This window comes from Ruegeria atlantica, from assembly GCF_001458195.1.
Classification (GTDB): Bacteria; Pseudomonadota; Alphaproteobacteria; order Rhodobacterales; family Rhodobacteraceae; genus Ruegeria; species Ruegeria atlantica.
Genome location: NZ_CYPU01000039.1, coordinates 660,560 through 676,545 on the forward strand (window position 1 = coordinate 660,560; position 15,986 = coordinate 676,545).

Consider the following 15,986-nt stretch of genomic DNA (forward strand, 5'->3'; position numbering starts at 1 on the left):
CTATGACCGATTGGCCGCCCGCAGGCTGGTTAATGCCCCGTCACAACAACCGGAAGTTAGACCGGAGCGCCTCGCGCTATCCGCGCCTTGTGGGTCGCAAGACTGCGTTCAAAGGTGGTGACGTTGTCAACATTTGCTTCGAAGCGTTTTTTGAAATTGAGATACTCAGGACATCGCTGCCCATTTTCCCGACAATCGATCATCAACTCTTCACCGATCTGATATTCCCGCGACAGTCGTTCAGTTCTGCTGTCACAGGCAGCGATCACAAACAGGGCAAGGAGGGCCATCTTTCTAAGCACTACAGTCTCCGGGTCAGGTTATGGCCTAGGGTTGTCACGAAAGCGTGCCTGCCACATGACATGCCCTACAGGCATTCTAATTTTTTACAGTTGCACAAAGGTCATACAGTTCGAGCGCTGTCACGCCCACGATTAGCGCAGCGCCCACATAGGGAATAGCTTCGCCAACTACTGAACCGGCACTTCGATTAGCCGTCGCTGCTGCCCGGTCACACCCGTTTCACGGACTAAGTAATTGGACTAGTTGCGCGAGTTCAAATCGAATAGCTTTCGTTACAGGTGCCTGTAACGGAAAGTGTTTGATGTCCAACTGCGAGAACTGTGGTGTGACGCTGATAGGTGGTCCTCGCAAGAAATACTGCGGGAGCAAATGTCGCGTTACAGCCCTAAGAAAAAGGCGTAGGGCCGCCGGTTTGACTGCTGATGGGAAACCTCTCGTTACAGGTTCATCTGTAACGGAAAGCGTTACAACAGCGCCTGTAACGGAAAGTGTCACACTTGATATGGCAGAGCGTTTGGAACGTCAGGTGGATTTGATGGCGGAAGGCGTGGATGCCTTAATGAAGAGGATCGAAGGCCTCGAAAATGGAGGCCAAAAGATGCTGACGCCAAGTGAGTATAAATTAATCCGCATGGCGTTACATCCAGGCGGCAATGCGTCGGAGGAGACCAAGTCAGCTGCATGGATGGCATTTGAGAAGCTGAACATTGAGCCACTTACTACAGACGAGTTATTGCGCGTCAAGGAATTGCATCGAAGAACCCAGCGCTTTAGGAAGTCACGCTCTTAAAATTTTGGAAACCCCAATCCGAGATGGTGGCGTGCTCGGGAACTCCCCTTTGAGACAGCAGAACTACCTGAGTGAACTATGCGGATTCTCGGCTTCAATAAACGGGTGCTTTTGCAAGCGCCGCGATTTTCTATTTCACGGCACATTACAATTGCGTCCTTCCATTGCCGGCTTTTTTTGAGCTAAGCCACCGCTTAACAGCGAAAAATTGGCAAAAAAGTCTGAGTGCGAGAGATAATACAAAACGCCGCGCATTCCCCCGCTGGGGTCACCTCAAGGCCACGTCTTTCCACCCTCGAGAAAGACCGAACAATCGTATCGGCGTTTTGTTGATGACGATTGTATCGCCATCTGTCACACATGCCTTCCCTTGCACAACTTTGCTGGCTGACAACAGTTTTGCAGTTTGAGCATCGAATGGTGTGGGTCGCTGTCGTGACGATCCCGGTACTGACTTTCGGGTTCTGGGAGTTTGGCGATACTGAGCGGACTTCTCGTACTTTAATCCGCTGTTTGCGCGAGAAGCAAAGCGAAATGCGACAAATACGATTCTGAAAAGGATTAACGGACCCAATACAGATAAACCATCCAATTCGATTGCGTTGAATGGCAATTCGGAGTGGTGCGCACCTATATCCGAAGACGTTTGCTCAGCGCGCAATTTGGGCCGCAATGAGCTCGAAAGAAGCAGAGTTGAATTTGACATATCGGTCACGATGAAACTTAAGAAAAAACTCGGACCGAGGATAGAAAGATAAACCGACTGGTCTTTCGATTTAATGCCAATCTTTTTCGTGTTTTAGACTTTATTGGCGGGTGGATTGTGCCGAGGCCTGACAACGAACCTGTTAGCAAGATCTGCGCTTCCGGAACGAAGAAACGTTGCGGAACCCATAATGGGAGCTCAGCACAGACAGCAGTTTCGTTGGATGAGTTGTGAGTAACCCGCCTCGGATTTAACAGGTGATCCAATGGGCTTCCAACCCTGCGCTTTCATTTTCGCTTTAGTTCTAGTGAGCCGTTCAAGCGTTGGTTCTTCAATTAGTCTTTCGATATTCGGCATCCGCCTATCTCCATTCCAATCTATGTATTGGATTTGGAAGACGCGCTCGACTTAGGCTTGCGAGGTTCTGCCAAAAGCACGTCACTTTCTGCCAAGGATGTAATGGCTGGCGCTCGTGGTGTCGAAGACAATAGCTCAAGCCTTTGAAAGTGTCCTGAGCAAACACACAGCTACTGCATCAAATGCTAGGGATAGTTTTTGTTTTTTACATAACCAAAGAAGTTGGGTGACGCTTTCGCCTAGTTCGCAACGGAAGCGTTTTGCCCCCAACGTGGCCAGCAGTGTCAGTTCGTGTTCGGCTAGTTCGGCTCTATTGGCGAGCTGAGTGAAAATGAGCGGGACTTCTTTGTCAGATCAATCACGCAATATTACATAAGAATGATGAAATACTTGCTCCAAACCCCAACTGCCAGAGCAATCCTCATGGCCCTCTTCGTAATCATCGTTGTGAGGCTGTGCAGCTATGACAGTTATGAAGGGGCTGGATACCAAGGACCTGATAAGGAGTATTGGGGAGTTGGAGGCCGGCCCTAACCCGACTATCGTCAAAACATTAAGCGAGTGAGTGCTTCCGGATTTCTAGTGCCATAGCTAGCGCTAGGAAATCGATCGACTTTTCTAAGTCAGCTTTGTCTACAACTCGGTCGCTGCCTTGATTTTGTTGAACGCCCGCTGCGTACAGGAGCCGCCGTTGATGTCTGTGCCGGATAATAGGTCCTGACCCGAATGCCCAGCCTGCCCGAATGGCCGATTAACTTTCCAATCCTTGTCTGGTGCTTTCAGCATCCGTTGCGGCCATCTGGCACAGACCCATGCACGGTATTGGCACTATCTCTGAGTTATCCCTCTGTTGGGACGGCCCGCGCTGCATCTCCAGCAGGTTCCCCTTGCCGGCAGCGCGGGTTCGCTAATCCGATCAGCGCCATACCTCGTATCTGTTGCATCCCCTACCATCTCTCTCTAGGTGGCACTTCTTCCGAACCTGTAGCCTGCCATCTGGCAGCCCTGACGGTATCCTCAAAATCTCTCAGCAAGGCGGCATGCTCACGGAGCAGAGCAGGCCCCTCTTCCTTCACTGCGAACCGAGCTTGAAAAAACTCTCTTCCGGTGACCTGAGCGACGTCCGCAGGGAACCTGCGCTTGAACCTGAAGCCTTCCTTGAGTTTGTCGAGATATTTGATCTTCATCACGATAGCCATGTGGTACTTAAACTCCCGCAAAGGTGGTACAGAAGCGACTGTTTTGCCCAACAAACCTTAGAAATATAGCGATGATGGCGCACCTGAGAGGATTCGAACCTCTGGCCTCTGCCTTCGGAGGGCAGCGCTCTATCCAGCTGAGCTACAGGTGCCTTGGCCGTTAGCTAACCTTGATCCGATCCGGGTGCAACTGCAAATCTTTCCGGATCGGCCAGGATTCACGCAAACAAATCATGTGCCAATTCCAGCGCGTCGATCAGTATGTCGACCTCGTCCGTAGTGTTGTACAGACCAAAGCTTGCGCGGCAAGTCGCGGTGACACCGTAGAAATCCATAAGAGGACCAGCGCAGTGATGACCGGCACGGACAGCCACGCCTTTCTTGTCCAGAATGGTCGAGACATCATGCGCGTGCCCTGCCCCGTCCATCGTAAAGCTGAAGATCGCGGCCTTGTCCGGGCGTGTGCCCTGAACCTGCAACCAATTCAGACCGGTCAGTTTCTGCATGGCATAGTCGCGCAACCCGGCCTCATGAGCGGCGATATTTTCCATCCCCAGATCCATCATGTAATCCAGCGCAACACCCAAACCGATGGTTTGAACAATACCGGGCGTTCCGGCCTCGAACTTCATTGGCGGGTCGTTGTAGATCACCTGGTCCTTGCTGACCTCTTTGATCATGTCGCCGCCACCGATAAAGGGGCGCATCTCGGCCATGCGTTCGGATTTGATGTAAATCGCACCCGACCCCGAAGGGCCATAAAGCTTGTGGCCAGTAATTGCATAGAAATCGCAGCCGATATCGGCGACATTGACGGGCATGTGCACAGCGCCCTGGCTGCCATCGACCAGCACCGGAACGCCTTTCGCGTGTGCGCCTTCTGTGATCGCTTTGACGTCAACCACTGTGCCCAACACGTTCGAACACTGCGTCACTGCAACCAGCTTGGTCTTGGGACCGATCGCGTCGATCACGGCCTGCGGGTCAAGCCCACCATCTGCGTCCACATCGACCCATTTCAGGACGACGCCCTGACGTTCGCGCAGAAAATGCCAGGGGACAATATTGGCGTGGTGTTCCATCACGCTCAGCACGATCTCATCCCCGGCCTCCATGCGCGGCATGGCCCAGCCATAGGCGACCAGGTTGATCCCCTCGGTCGTGCCCGAGTTCAAGACAATCTCATCCTCGTTCGCCGCGCCCAGAAAACGGGCGATGGTTCCGCGAACGGATTCGTATTTCTCGGTCGCCAGATTGGACAGGTAATGCAGGCCGCGGTGAACATTCGCGTATTCTTCGGAATATGCCCGTGTCACCGCATCAATCACGGCCTGCGGTTTCTGCGCCGATGCGCCATTGTCCAGATAGGTCAACGGCTTGCCGTTCACTTCCCGAGACAGGATTGGAAAGTCTGAGCGGATTTTCTGCACGTCATACATGGTCTTCTACTCCCTATACGGGGCCGCCGGGCGTTAATGCGAGGACAAAGGGCACTGCAATCAAAGCAGATAACACGATGACCCCGAAGGATTTAGCAAGCGAACCGAACTGGTGCGCTTCATTCAGAAAATGGAGCGTGACGTAAAGGCTGATAATCGCCGTGGCCAGCAAAAACATCAGCATCAAAAACGGCAGCACGATCGTAATGACCAGCGTGATCACCATCGCAGCGATCTGAAGGTACTGCAGCCAGATGGTCAGCGTCAGGATGTCATCGAATGTTGCACGGCCACCCAGAAACCTCCCTACGAACAGGAATGCCCCGACGCTTAGCAGCATGGCGCCGGCAGATCGGACCAGACCCAGGAGTACAGGCGTGGGTGGGGGTACGGATTCATCACCGGGGACTGGAAGCAAATGATCAATACCCAGTTGCACAAGGCCGTTGAGCACCACGGCCAGAAAGAAAGAAAGCCATAAGATTTCTCGCCCCGGCCGCATGTCCAAAAGGCGCCGGGCCGCTTGGGCGGGGTGTGTCAGGGTCAAAATCGCAAGATCAACAAAGCCAGTGGGATTCATTCTTGCCGCCTTTGCGCTTGACTGAGACCTGCCAGCCAGAACCAAAGGAACACTGCGAACCAGACGATCCCGACGAGTGTCAGGGCCGGGCCAGATCCTATGAAACCGCCGACCAAACCATTCAACAAAACCAGAGGTGTTGAGGATAATAGCGCCCAGAACAGAGCCAATCTAGCGCCATAGGACGTCCCCTGACCACCAACCAACCGGGCCGCGCCGTATGAGACAAATGCCAGCAGGTAGAAAAACAGAGGCAGGATAATGACAGTGCCCATCAAGGCACCGCCCATCAGCATATCCAGCTCTAGTCCTTCGATATGCGCGCGTCGCGCAAGGCTGGGCAATTGCGCTATGAATGCCACAATGCAAAACGCCATGACAAACATCAGCGCCCGGTCCTCGCGCGGGCCTAGATCAAGAAGCCGCCGCACGACACGACCCGGCCCCCGATAGGTGGCCACGATATCCGAGGTCAAAGGCATCAGATGTGTCGCGACAGCCAGCCTTCAAGGCGGTTTACGATGGCCTCAGCCAATTCCTCATCCTCGATCTCATCGACGGCTTCGGCCAAAAATGCCAGCGTCAGCATATTGGTGGCGTCCTTAACCGAAACCCCACGCGAACGCAGGTAAAACAGCGCCGTCTCATCAATCGCACCCGAGGTTGAGCCATGCGAACACGCAACATCGTCGGCATAGATCTCAAGCTCGGGCTTGGCGAGGAACTGGCTGTCATCATCCAGCAGCAAGGATTGGCTGATCTGATATCCATCAGTCTTCTGTGCGCCTTCCTTGACCAGGATCTTACCCTGGAACACGCCGGTCGCGCCGTTGCGCAGAACTTTCTTAAAGACCTGACGGCTTTCGCAGTTCACCGCGTCATGGGTAACGAAAACTGTGTCGTCATGATGAAAATCGCCGTCGCCAACACAAGCTCCCGCCACATGAGCTATGGCGTCGTCACCGGTCAGTTCGATTACCTGTTCGTTGCGGGTCAAAATGCCATTCACCGTCAGCGTGAAGGATTTATAGACAGATTCCTGACCCAGACGCGTGAACATGTGTGTCGCAGCGCGACGTTCGTGGTCCCTGCCCTGCGCGCGCACGTGATGCAGCGTACCGCCATCGGCGATGTCGATCTCAATGCATTTGTTGAACCGTGATGCCGCAGGACCGTTTTCCAGAACCGTCACTTCAGCGCCGCTTTCGACACGGATGATGTGATGCAGCATGGCGTCCGAGGTCTCGGATGCATGGCGATAGATCAGGCTGATCGGCTTGGTCGGTTTGCCGGTAACGTGGATCGCAACGCCATCTGCGGCAAAGGCGGTATTCAAAGCAGCCAACGGCCGCTGAACCGGGGATTGCCCGCGCGATTCCAGAACGCCGTACAACTCTTTGGCCCAGTGAATATCCTTACAGCAGATATCCTCGATCCGGTCGATGTTGACACCTTCCAGCTCTAAATCATCCGAGTCTTCGGCGCTGAACACACCGTCGATGAAAACGATCTTCAACCGGTCGAGATTGCCAAACAGCAGCGGCTCGTCTGAGTGGAACAATGCTGCATGCGGCTGCTCGGCCGAGATCAGGGTGTCAGGGCGCGTGTACTTCCAATACTCGTCGCGCCGCCCCGGCAGACCCATTTCCAGCACTCGCGCCAGCGCGTCTTCGCGCGCGGCTCGGGTGCAGCCGGCTTCGGGCATGGTCAGCGTGGCCAGCCGTGCCTCGGTCGCGGTTTGTTTTACTTCGGGCAAAGCCATCAGTTCACCTCTGCCAGGATGTCGGCATAACCGTTGTTTTCAACTTCCAACGCCAGTTCGGGACCACCGGTTTTAACGATGCGACCGTCCGCCATGATGTGCACGACATCAGGTTTGATGTGGTCCAACAGGCGCTGATAGTGGGTGATGACCAGGAAACCACGGCCTTCATCACGCAGCGCGTTCACGCCTTCAGCCACCAGTTTCATCGCATCGACGTCCAGACCCGAATCCGTTTCGTCCAGGATGCACATCTTGGGTTCCAGCATCGCCATCTGCAGGATTTCGTTCCGCTTCTTCTCACCGCCTGAGAAGCCAACGTTTACCGGACGCTTGAGCATGTCCGCGTCGATTTTCAGCGATTTTGCCTTGGCCCGAACTTCCTTCAGGAAATCAGCAGCTGACAGCTCGTCTTCGCCGCGCGCCTTGCGCTGAGCGTTCACGGCCGTGCGCAGGAAGGTCATGTTGCCAACACCCGGGATCTCAACAGGGTATTGGAACGCCAGGAAGACACCCGCAGCCGCGCGCTCTTCCGGCTCCATCTCCAAAAGGTCCTCACCTTCCAGCGTGGCAGAGCCTTCGGTCACTTCGTACCCATCGCGGCCCGACAGCACATAGCTGAGCGTCGACTTGCCCGAGCCGTTCGGCCCCATGATCGCATGTACTTTTCCGGCCTCAACCGTCAGATCGACACCTTTGAGGATTTGCTTTTCTTCTTCCTCAAGCTTCACGTGCAGGTTTTTGATTTCCAGCATTTTTTGTCCTTTTGCGTACCGCAAGGGGCCATCCGGCCCCGATATGTTCTAAATTCAGAGGAATGCGGGGTTAACCCACTGACCCTTCAAGGCTGATGGCCACCAACTGCTGCGCTTCCATGGCAAACTCCATCGGCAACGCCTGCAGGACGTCCTTGCAGAACCCGTTGACGACCAGGGCCACGGCCTCTTCCTCGTCCATGCCGCGCTGACGGCAGTAGAACAGCTGATCGTCATCTACCTTGGATGTCGTCGCCTCATGTTCCACGCGCGATGAATTGTTGCGAACCTCGATATACGGCACCGTGTGAGCCCCGCATTTATCACCGATCAGCAAGCTGTCACACTGGGTGTAGTTGCGGCTGTCCTTTGCCTTGGGATGCATTGAGACCAGACCACGATAGGTGTTCTGCGCTTTACCCGCGCTGATCCCTTTGGACACGATGCGCGACTTGGTGTTCTTGCCCAGATGCACCATTTTGGTGCCGGTATCAGCTTGCTGCATGTTGTTGGTGATAGCGATCGAGTAGAACTCACCCTGGCTTTCATCACCGCGCAGGATGCAAGAAGGGTACTTCCAGGTCACGGCGGATCCGGTTTCCACTTGGGTCCACATCACCTTGGACCGGTCACCCCGGCAATCGGCGCGCTTGGTCACAAAGTTGTAGATACCGCCCTTGCCGTTTTCATCCCCGGGGAACCAGTTCTGAACGGTCGAGTATTTCACCTCAGCATCTTCTTCGATGATGATCTCGACTACCGCCGCGTGCAGCTGAGCTGTATCGCGCTGTGGCGCGGTGCAACCTTCCAGATAAGAGACGTAAGACCCCTTGTCCGCGATGATCAGGGTCCGTTCGAACTGGCCTGTGTTTTCCGCGTTGATGCGGAAATAGGTGCTCAACTCCATCGGGCAGCGAACACCCGGTGGAATGTAGACGAACGAGCCATCCGAAAACACGGCCGAGTTCAGCGTGGCGTAAAAGTTATCAGACACTGGAACAACGGTGCCAAGGTACTTCTTGACCAGTTCCGGATGTTCCCTGATCGCTTCGGAGATCGAACAGAAAATCACGCCGTGTTTCGCCAGCTCGTCCTGGAAGGTTGTTCCCACGGACACGGAGTCAAACACCGCGTCCACGGCCACCTTGCGACCCTCGGCGGGCATGTCCTCGGCACCCTCGACACCGGCGAGTATCATCTGTTCTTTCAGCGGGATACCCAGCTTTTCGTAAGTAGCCAGCAGCTTTGGATCGACCTCGTCCAGCGACTTCGGCTTCTCCTCCATCGACTTGGGACGGGCATAGTAATACTGGTCCTGGAAATCGATCTTTGGATAATGAACCATGGCCCAGTTCGGCTCATCCATCTTGGTCCAGCGTTCGAAGGCCGCCAGACGCCATTCGGTCATCCATTCGGGCTCTTCGTTCTTATCCGAGATCAGCCGAACGATGTCCGGGTTCACGCCCTTGGGCGCGTATTCCATCTCGATATCGGTATCCCAACCGTATTTGTAGGTACTGACCTCGCGTACCGCGTCCACGGTTTCCTGATCGACACCCTCTTTTACCTGGGTCTGGTCCAAAGCGGCCATATGACACCTCCGTCAGATTACGCGGCGCGCGCGCGATGCTTCTTTTCTTTTTCAAGCCACGTTTCGGCGAAACGCAGCACATCTTCTTCAGTGGTCAAAGGTCCCAGAGACACGCGGATCGCGCTTGCTGCTGTGACCTCATCAAAACCCATCGCGGTCAAAACCGCGCTTGCCCGGACCTTGCCGCTGGAACAGGCAGAACCTGCACTGATAGCGAAACCTGCCAGATCCATCTGCATGACCTGCGTTTCACCCTTCCAGCCGGGGGTTGCGAAACACGAGGTATTCGGAAGGCGGCCCTGACCTTTCCCGACAAAAATAGTAGATTTAGAACCAGCCTCAAGGGCATTTTCTAGAATATTTCTAAATTCACGAACCTGTTCCCAGATACCATTTGAAAGATCCCGCGTCGCAGCTTCAGCTGCCGCCCCGAACCCCGCGATTCCAATGACATTTTCGGTGCCTGACCGTCGGCCCATCTCTTGCCCACCGCCTTTGATCATTGCAGGCAGTTCGGTGCCACGTTTCATCACCACCGCGCCAATACCTTTCGGGCCGCCTAGCTTGTGAGCCGAAATCAACGCCATCTGGACGCCCAGCCAGTTAAAGGCCACCGGCAACTTACCAAAGGCCTGTGTCGCATCCGTCACGGCCAATCCGTTTGCCAAAGATTGGACAATCCCCGTCTCGGAGTTCGCCAATTGCAGGGTCGACAGCTCGGGGTTTGACACGTCCACCTGACCAGATTGCGACGCGGGCAAGTCTTCGGTGATCCACGATCTGATCGCGTCATGCTCAATCACGGACCCATGCAAATCACGATTGGCCAATGTCAGCGCGGCCCCTTCGGTCGAACCTGAGGTAAACACAACGTCTGCCCCATCTGCACCAAATGCGGCTGCAACCTGCGCCCTTGCCCGTTCGATCAAAGCCTTAGCCGCGCGGCCTTCGGCGTGAACAGATGAGGGGTTCCCGCACAAATCCATCGCTGCCACCATGGCGTCGCGCGCCTCGGGGCGCAGCGGTGTAGTTGCGTTATGATCCAGATAAACACGATTCATGGATACATCTTTTCTTGGATGCAAAGCAGAAATGAAACCCCAAAGGCAATCGGCATCGGGTCACTCATCAACGATAGAAAACAGACTGGGAACTGCGGGACACGGAGCCAGGTCGTTCTTGATCACGTCAGACAGGCGAGTCTGGTGCAAAAAAACGTAGACATGCGCACTAAGACCTTCCCAAAGTCGGTTGGTCAAAGACTGCGCCCGGCTGCCCGAGGATGCCCCGGAAGCCCCGGCACCTTTTTGCAGCGCGTCCACGGTTTCATCCACTGCTGCCAAAACTTCGACCACCCGAATCTCGGAAGCAGGCCGCGCCAGACGATACCCACCGCCCGGTCCACGCACGGACGAAACCAGTTCAGCCCGGCGCAATTTGACGAATAGCTGCTCGAGATAAGGAAGCGAGATATCCTGACGTTCGGAAATTTCGCTAAGCGTCACCAGGCGATCCGAGGGCTGTAGAGCAATATCAGCCAGTGCAACCATCGCGTAACGACCCTTTGTCGAAAGCTTCATTGTCTTTCCCTCATGGCAGGTTATAAGCGAAAACATTGACGCCGCCGCCGCCAGTGCGTATCTCCGACAGGCAGCGCCTTGCGCAAAGCATCACAATTAGAACCGTTCTAAAGTGCCTTACGATTACCGTCAAGTATATCGTGGCATCAGGAAGAAAAAGACAGGACCAAAGCACACATGCCCGAGGTGATTTTTCCCGGACCCGAAGGCCGCCTGGAAGGCCGCTACCACCCGCAAAAGGAAAAAGACGCACCGATTGCCATCGTGCTGCACCCGCATCCACAATTCGGCGGGACCATGAACAACAAGGTGGTCTATAATCTGCACTATGCGTTTTACAACATGGGTTTCACCGTGTTGCGCTTTAACTTCCGCGGCGTGGGCCGCAGCCAGGGCGAATACGATCAGGGCATCGGTGAGCTGAGCGATGCAGCGTCAGCGCTGGATTATCTGCAGTCAATGAACAACAACTCCAAGCACTGCTGGGTTGCCGGCTTCTCGTTCGGTGCCTGGATCGGAATGCAGCTGCTGATGCGCCGCCCCGAAATTACGGGCTTTATCAGCGTGTCGCCACCAGCCAACATGTATGACTTCTCATTCCTGGCCCCCTGCCCTTCGTCCGGCCTGATCATCAACGGCTCGTCCGACCGTGTGGCCCCACCCGCCGACACTACGTCGCTGGTCAACAAGCTGCACGAGCAAAAGGGCATCACCATCACCCATAACGAGGTTGAGGGTGCTGATCACTTCTTCCAGGACCGTCACATGGACACGCTGATCACCGATGTCAGTGACTATGTGAAGCGTCGCCTGACCGAGAACACGCGCTAATGTCCGACACCATCAGTAACCTCGCGGCCAAACTGGCCGAGGACACGATGAAGGTGATGGACGAAACCGGCAATGATCGTTTCTTTGTCGAGGTGGGAGAGCTTTTGGGCGCATCCTCCCAGACCTTGGAAGAGGCCTTTCTGACCGAAATGCGTGTGCGCATTGCTGAACGCAAAGCGCGCAAGTTTGTCATCGACGCACTGACCAAACATCGATCCCAAGTGAAAGCGATTGAAAAGAAATGACTGAAAGGCTGTCCGCGCAACTTGAATTCCTGAAACGCGCGGACAGGCTGAAGTCGGTCGATCGCGCCAATGCGCTACTGGATCGGTCCCGCCCTGAAAACTCTGCAGAACACAGCTGGCACCTGGCCTTATGGGCACTGACGATGGAGCCGCTGGCGGGTGACGACGTTAACATTAACCGCGTCATACGCATGCTGCTGTTGCACGATCTGGTCGAGATCATCGTCGGGGATCACCCCATTCACTTGGAAACCGATTGGACCGCCGTGGAACGCGCCGAGCGCGCGGCGGCGGACGAGTTGTTTGGTCTTTTGCCAGACGATCAGACGTCTGCGTTTCACGCGCTGTGGGAAGAGTTCGAGGCCGACACGACGCCGGACGCGAAATTCGCCAAGTATCTGGACCGATGCCAACCGCTGTTTCAAGTCTTGTGTGCGCCAACCCCCAACCCGGATCATGTTGAAGTAGCGCGGGAAAACCTCAGCAGTGGTCGCGCCGCGTATTTGGCACGGGAATTCCCCCAAGCACACGCTCTGGCCAGCGCCCTGCTTCACGCGCAGTCAACGCCCGAAACGGCGTTTTCCGAACGGCTGGCTTTTCTGACTGAGGCAGATCGCCTGAAATCCGTATACCGCGCCTCACGCCTGTTGTCTGATGATCGGTTTGAAAACTCGGCCGAGCATTCCTGGCACATCATGCTGTTCGCTTGGGTTTTGGCGGAATACGCGCAGCCCGGTGTATCGCTGGACCGCGTCCTAAAAATGCTTCTGCTGCATGATATCGTCGAAATTGATGCCGGAGATCACCCCATCCACGGTCAAGTCGACCACGCCGCACAAGAAGCCGAAGAAAAGGCCGCCGCCGACAGGTTGTTCGGGTTGTTGCCCGAGGCACCGCAGCACGCCTTCCGGACACTATGGGAGGAGTTCGAAGCCGCCGAGTCGCCAGACGCGCGATTTGCCAAGGCGATCGATAGGTTTCAAACCCCGGTCGGAAACCTTGAAACAGGTGGCGGATCCTGGGTCGATTACAACGTGACGTTTGCCCAGATCGAACGCCGTGTGGGAACGCCGATCAATCGCGGCGCACCAGCGCTGTGGTCATGGTTGCGACCGAAACTGAGCACGTATTTTTCAGAAAACACTGTCGGTTGAGCCAATAGAAAAAGGGGCGCAAAGGCCCCTTTTCCAATCGTTCCGGCAGGCACTTAAACCTGAAAACTTTCAAACCGCTCAACACCACTGGCTGCGTTTATGTCGACGGACCCCCCGGCCGCAAGCCACCCAAGCGCCACTATGAATGCCGAAGCAACGATCACGGATATCGCAAATTTCGTCATTGAAAACTCATAAAAGAAAACTAAAAACCACCCATTTCATATCAGAATTTTTCTCTTTGAAATAGTATGGTTATCCTGACCTCTTCGGTGGGTAGTCCCGGTTCTTCCGACACAGAACTTTTCCCGATATCCATTCACATTCCCCTTGTCGTGAATTGGGATTTTGTGGTCAACCTCCCCAACTGCAACTGAATCGAGACCTGCCGTGCCCAAAGCCTATCTCATCCTATTGCTGGCGGTTTTCGCCGAAACAATTGGCACATCGGCGCTGCAGGCCAGCCAGCAGTTCAGCCGGTTTTGGCCCTCTGTTTTGGTTGTCATGGGTTACGGAGTTGCATTTTACCTGCTGGGCCTCACCCTGAAATTTATGCCGGTCGGTATCGTCTATGCCATTTGGTCAGGCTTGGGGATCGTTCTGATCGCCATCATAGGCTTCATTGTTTTTGGTCAGCGCCTGGACTGGCCTGCGGTGCTCGGTTTGGCGATGATATTGGCCGGAATCCTGATCATTCACTTGTTTTCCAGCACAGCGGGCCACTGACGACCGGTTAGGGCTGGCCTATTCGGTCAATCCGCGTTATGCGCGCGGCAACTTCCCGTTCAAAGGCTGACCTCTCATGGACCTGCGCAATATCGCAATCATCGCTCACGTGGACCACGGTAAAACGACCCTGGTGGATGAGCTGCTCAAACAATCCGGTGCGTTCCGGGAAAACCAGGCGGTGGCCGAACGCGCCATGGATAGCAATGATCTGGAGCGCGAACGCGGCATCACCATCCTTGCCAAAGCGACCTCGGTCGAATGGAAAGGCACCCGGGTCAACATCGTTGACACCCCCGGCCACGCCGATTTCGGTGGCGAGGTTGAGCGGATCCTCAGCATGGTCGACGGTGTTGTCCTGTTGGTGGACGCCGCCGAAGGCCCGATGCCGCAGACCAAATTCGTGACCTCAAAGGCGTTGGCGTTGGGCCTGCGTCCCATCGTAGTTCTAAACAAGGTCGACAAACCTGACGCTGAACCCGACCGCGCACTTGATGAATGCTTTGACCTGTTCGCCAACCTCGGCGCTGACGACGACCAGCTGGACTTTCCGTCCATGTATGCCTCGGGCCGCTCGGGCTGGGCGGATATGGAGCTGGACGGGCCACGCAAGGACCTGACCGCCCTGTTCGATCTGATCGTCGATCACGTCCCTGCCCCAAAGCAGGTCGAAAACAAGGACGAGCCCTTCCGTATGCTGGCCACGACGCTGGGCAGCGATCCGTTCATCGGTCGCATCCTGACCGGTCGTGTGGAAAGCGGCACTTTGAAAGCGGGCGACAACCTCAAGGCGCTGAGCCGCGATGGCACGCTAATCGAAAACTTCCGCGCGTCGAAAATCCTGGCGTTCCGCGGACTGGCCCAACAGCCCATCGACGTGGCCGAAGCCGGTGACATCGTCACTATTGCAGGCATGAGCAAGGCAACTGTGGCCGACTCGCTGGTTTCGCCGCAGGTTGACGAAGCCCTGCCCGCACAACCCATCGACCCGCCAACCATCACCGTGACCTTTGGCATCAACGATTCACCCCTGGCCGGTCGCGACGGCAAGAAAGTTCAGTCGCGTGTTATCCGCGACCGCCTGATGAAAGAGGCCGAGTCGAACGTTGCCATCCGCATCAGCGACACACCTGGCGGCGATGCCTTTGAGGTTGCTGGCCGTGGCGAATTGCAGATGGGCGTTTTGATCGAGAACATGCGCCGTGAAGGGTTCGAGCTCAGCATCTCACGTCCGCAGGTTCTGTTCCGCGAAGAAGACGACCAGCGCATGGAACCCATCGAAGAGGTCACTATTGACGTCGACGATGAATATTCGGGCTCGGTGATCGAAAAGATCACCGGCGCGCGTAAAGGTGAACTGGCCGAAATGCGTCCGGCCGGCGCGGGTAAAACCCGTATTATCGCGCATGTACCGTCGCGCGGGTTGATTGGATACCATGGTGAATTCCTGACCGACACGCGCGGCACCGGTGTTCTGAACCGTGTGTTCCACGGCTGGGCGGCCCACAAAGGCCCGATCCCGGGTCGCCGTGCGGGGGTTTTGATCTCGATGGAAAACGGACAGGCCGTGGCTTATGCGTTGTGGAACCTGGAAGAGCGCGGCCGGATGTTTGTTGCCCCGCAAACCGACGTGTATCAGGGCATGGTCATCGGCGAGCACTCACGCGATAACGACCTTGAGGTGAACCCGCTCAAAGGCAAGAAACTGACAAATGTACGCGCCAGCGGTTCCGATGACGCCGTCCGCCTGACACCTCATATCCAGTATTCTCTGGAAGAGGCGATTGCCTATATCGATGATGACGAACTGGTTGAGGTCACTCCAAACGCCATTCGGTTGCGCAAGCGTTACCTCGACCCGCACGAACGGAAACGGATGGCAAGATCTGCCTGATCCGGTCTGTAATGTTGTTTACATAATCCAAACAATGAACAGTTCGTGGTAAAATCACTTCTAGAATTACCATC

The 15,986-nt window shown here is 55.4% G+C and carries 17 protein-coding genes and 1 tRNA gene; 6 read left to right on the forward strand and 12 right to left on the reverse strand.

Annotated elements, in window-relative coordinates:
• Positions 1–56: 56 nt before the first annotated feature.
• Positions 57–290: a hypothetical protein gene (locus tag RUA4292_RS24785; RefSeq protein WP_058277963.1), complete on the reverse strand. Its 234-nt coding sequence runs from the start codon at positions 288–290 to the stop codon at positions 57–59.
• Between the two features lie 425 nt (positions 291–715).
• Here RUA4292_RS24785 and RUA4292_RS13175 point away from each other — a divergent pair, with 425 nt between their 5' ends.
• Positions 716–1,093, forward strand: coding sequence for a hypothetical protein (locus RUA4292_RS13175; protein WP_145974950.1), 378 nt, complete (start codon positions 716–718; stop codon positions 1,091–1,093).
• A gap of 2,010 nt (positions 1,094–3,103) precedes the next feature.
• Here the strand turns inward: RUA4292_RS13175 and RUA4292_RS13180 are convergent.
• The 10 genes from RUA4292_RS13180 to iscR form a co-directional block, all read right to left on the reverse strand.
• Complete coding sequence (locus tag RUA4292_RS13180; protein ID WP_233493430.1) at positions 3,104–3,343, reverse strand: hypothetical protein; 240 nt, start codon at positions 3,341–3,343, stop codon at positions 3,104–3,106.
• A gap of 87 nt (positions 3,344–3,430) precedes the next feature.
• Positions 3,431–3,507: transfer RNA gene (locus RUA4292_RS13185), tRNA-Arg, on the reverse strand.
• A gap of 66 nt (positions 3,508–3,573) precedes the next feature.
• Entirely contained in the window at positions 3,574–4,794 is a 1,221-nt protein-coding gene (locus tag RUA4292_RS13190; RefSeq protein WP_058277966.1) for a cysteine desulfurase, read from the reverse strand.
• 13 nt (positions 4,795–4,807) lie between these two features.
• Positions 4,808–5,374: a Yip1 family protein gene (locus tag RUA4292_RS13195; RefSeq protein ID WP_058277967.1), complete on the reverse strand. Its 567-nt coding sequence runs from the start codon at positions 5,372–5,374 to the stop codon at positions 4,808–4,810.
• Positions 5,371–5,856, reverse strand: a complete 486-nt coding sequence (locus RUA4292_RS13200) for a YIP1 family protein (RefSeq protein ID WP_058277968.1) — start codon at positions 5,854–5,856, stop codon at positions 5,371–5,373. Before RUA4292_RS13200 ends, RUA4292_RS13195 begins: the two co-directional genes overlap by 4 nt.
• On the reverse strand, positions 5,856–7,136 hold the full coding sequence (locus RUA4292_RS13205) for a SufB/SufD family protein (RefSeq protein WP_058277969.1): 1,281 nt from the start codon (positions 7,134–7,136) through the stop codon (positions 5,856–5,858). Before RUA4292_RS13205 ends, RUA4292_RS13200 begins: the two co-directional genes overlap by 1 nt.
• Entirely contained in the window at positions 7,136–7,891 is a 756-nt protein-coding gene (gene sufC / locus RUA4292_RS13210; RefSeq protein ID WP_058271675.1) for a Fe-S cluster assembly ATPase SufC, read from the reverse strand. The genes RUA4292_RS13205 and sufC overlap by 1 nt, the downstream gene beginning before the upstream one ends.
• Positions 7,892–7,961: 70 nt before the next feature.
• Entirely contained in the window at positions 7,962–9,482 is a 1,521-nt protein-coding gene (gene sufB, locus RUA4292_RS13215; RefSeq protein ID WP_058277970.1) for a Fe-S cluster assembly protein SufB, read from the reverse strand.
• Between the two features lie 17 nt (positions 9,483–9,499).
• Positions 9,500–10,543 (reverse strand): cysteine desulfurase family protein, encoded by a 1,044-nt coding sequence (locus RUA4292_RS13220; protein ID WP_058277971.1) that lies wholly within the window; start codon positions 10,541–10,543, stop codon positions 9,500–9,502.
• A gap of 60 nt (positions 10,544–10,603) precedes the next feature.
• Positions 10,604–11,062, reverse strand: a complete 459-nt coding sequence (gene iscR / locus RUA4292_RS13225) for a Fe-S cluster assembly transcriptional regulator IscR (protein WP_058277972.1) — start codon at positions 11,060–11,062, stop codon at positions 10,604–10,606.
• Between the two features lie 177 nt (positions 11,063–11,239).
• Here iscR and RUA4292_RS13230 point away from each other — a divergent pair, with 177 nt between their 5' ends.
• From RUA4292_RS13230 to RUA4292_RS13240, 3 genes are read left to right on the forward strand one after another with little or no spacing between them, the layout of a single operon-like run.
• A complete protein-coding gene (locus RUA4292_RS13230) occupies positions 11,240–11,893 on the forward strand; it encodes an alpha/beta hydrolase (protein ID WP_058271679.1) in 654 nt (217 codons plus the stop codon).
• Positions 11,893–12,138, forward strand: coding sequence for a hypothetical protein (locus RUA4292_RS13235; RefSeq protein WP_058277973.1), 246 nt, complete (start codon positions 11,893–11,895; stop codon positions 12,136–12,138). The genes RUA4292_RS13230 and RUA4292_RS13235 overlap by 1 nt, the downstream gene beginning before the upstream one ends.
• On the forward strand, positions 12,135–13,292 hold the full coding sequence (locus RUA4292_RS13240) for an HD domain-containing protein (RefSeq protein ID WP_058277974.1): 1,158 nt from the start codon (positions 12,135–12,137) through the stop codon (positions 13,290–13,292). The genes RUA4292_RS13235 and RUA4292_RS13240 overlap by 4 nt, the downstream gene beginning before the upstream one ends.
• A 53-nt stretch (positions 13,293–13,345) precedes the next feature.
• Here RUA4292_RS13240 and RUA4292_RS25475 read toward each other — a convergent pair whose 3' ends face one another.
• Positions 13,346–13,477, reverse strand: coding sequence for a hypothetical protein (locus RUA4292_RS25475; RefSeq protein ID WP_267885453.1), 132 nt, complete (start codon positions 13,475–13,477; stop codon positions 13,346–13,348).
• Positions 13,478–13,682: 205 nt separating this feature from the next.
• On the opposite strand from RUA4292_RS25475, the gene RUA4292_RS13245 reads away from it, so the two are divergent.
• Positions 13,683–14,018: a DMT family transporter gene (locus tag RUA4292_RS13245; protein ID WP_058277975.1), complete on the forward strand. Its 336-nt coding sequence runs from the start codon at positions 13,683–13,685 to the stop codon at positions 14,016–14,018.
• Between the two features lie 76 nt (positions 14,019–14,094).
• Positions 14,095–15,912, forward strand: a complete 1,818-nt coding sequence (typA, locus tag RUA4292_RS13250; RefSeq protein ID WP_058277976.1) for a translational GTPase TypA — start codon at positions 14,095–14,097, stop codon at positions 15,910–15,912.
• The last annotated feature ends 74 nt before the right edge of the window (positions 15,913–15,986 follow it).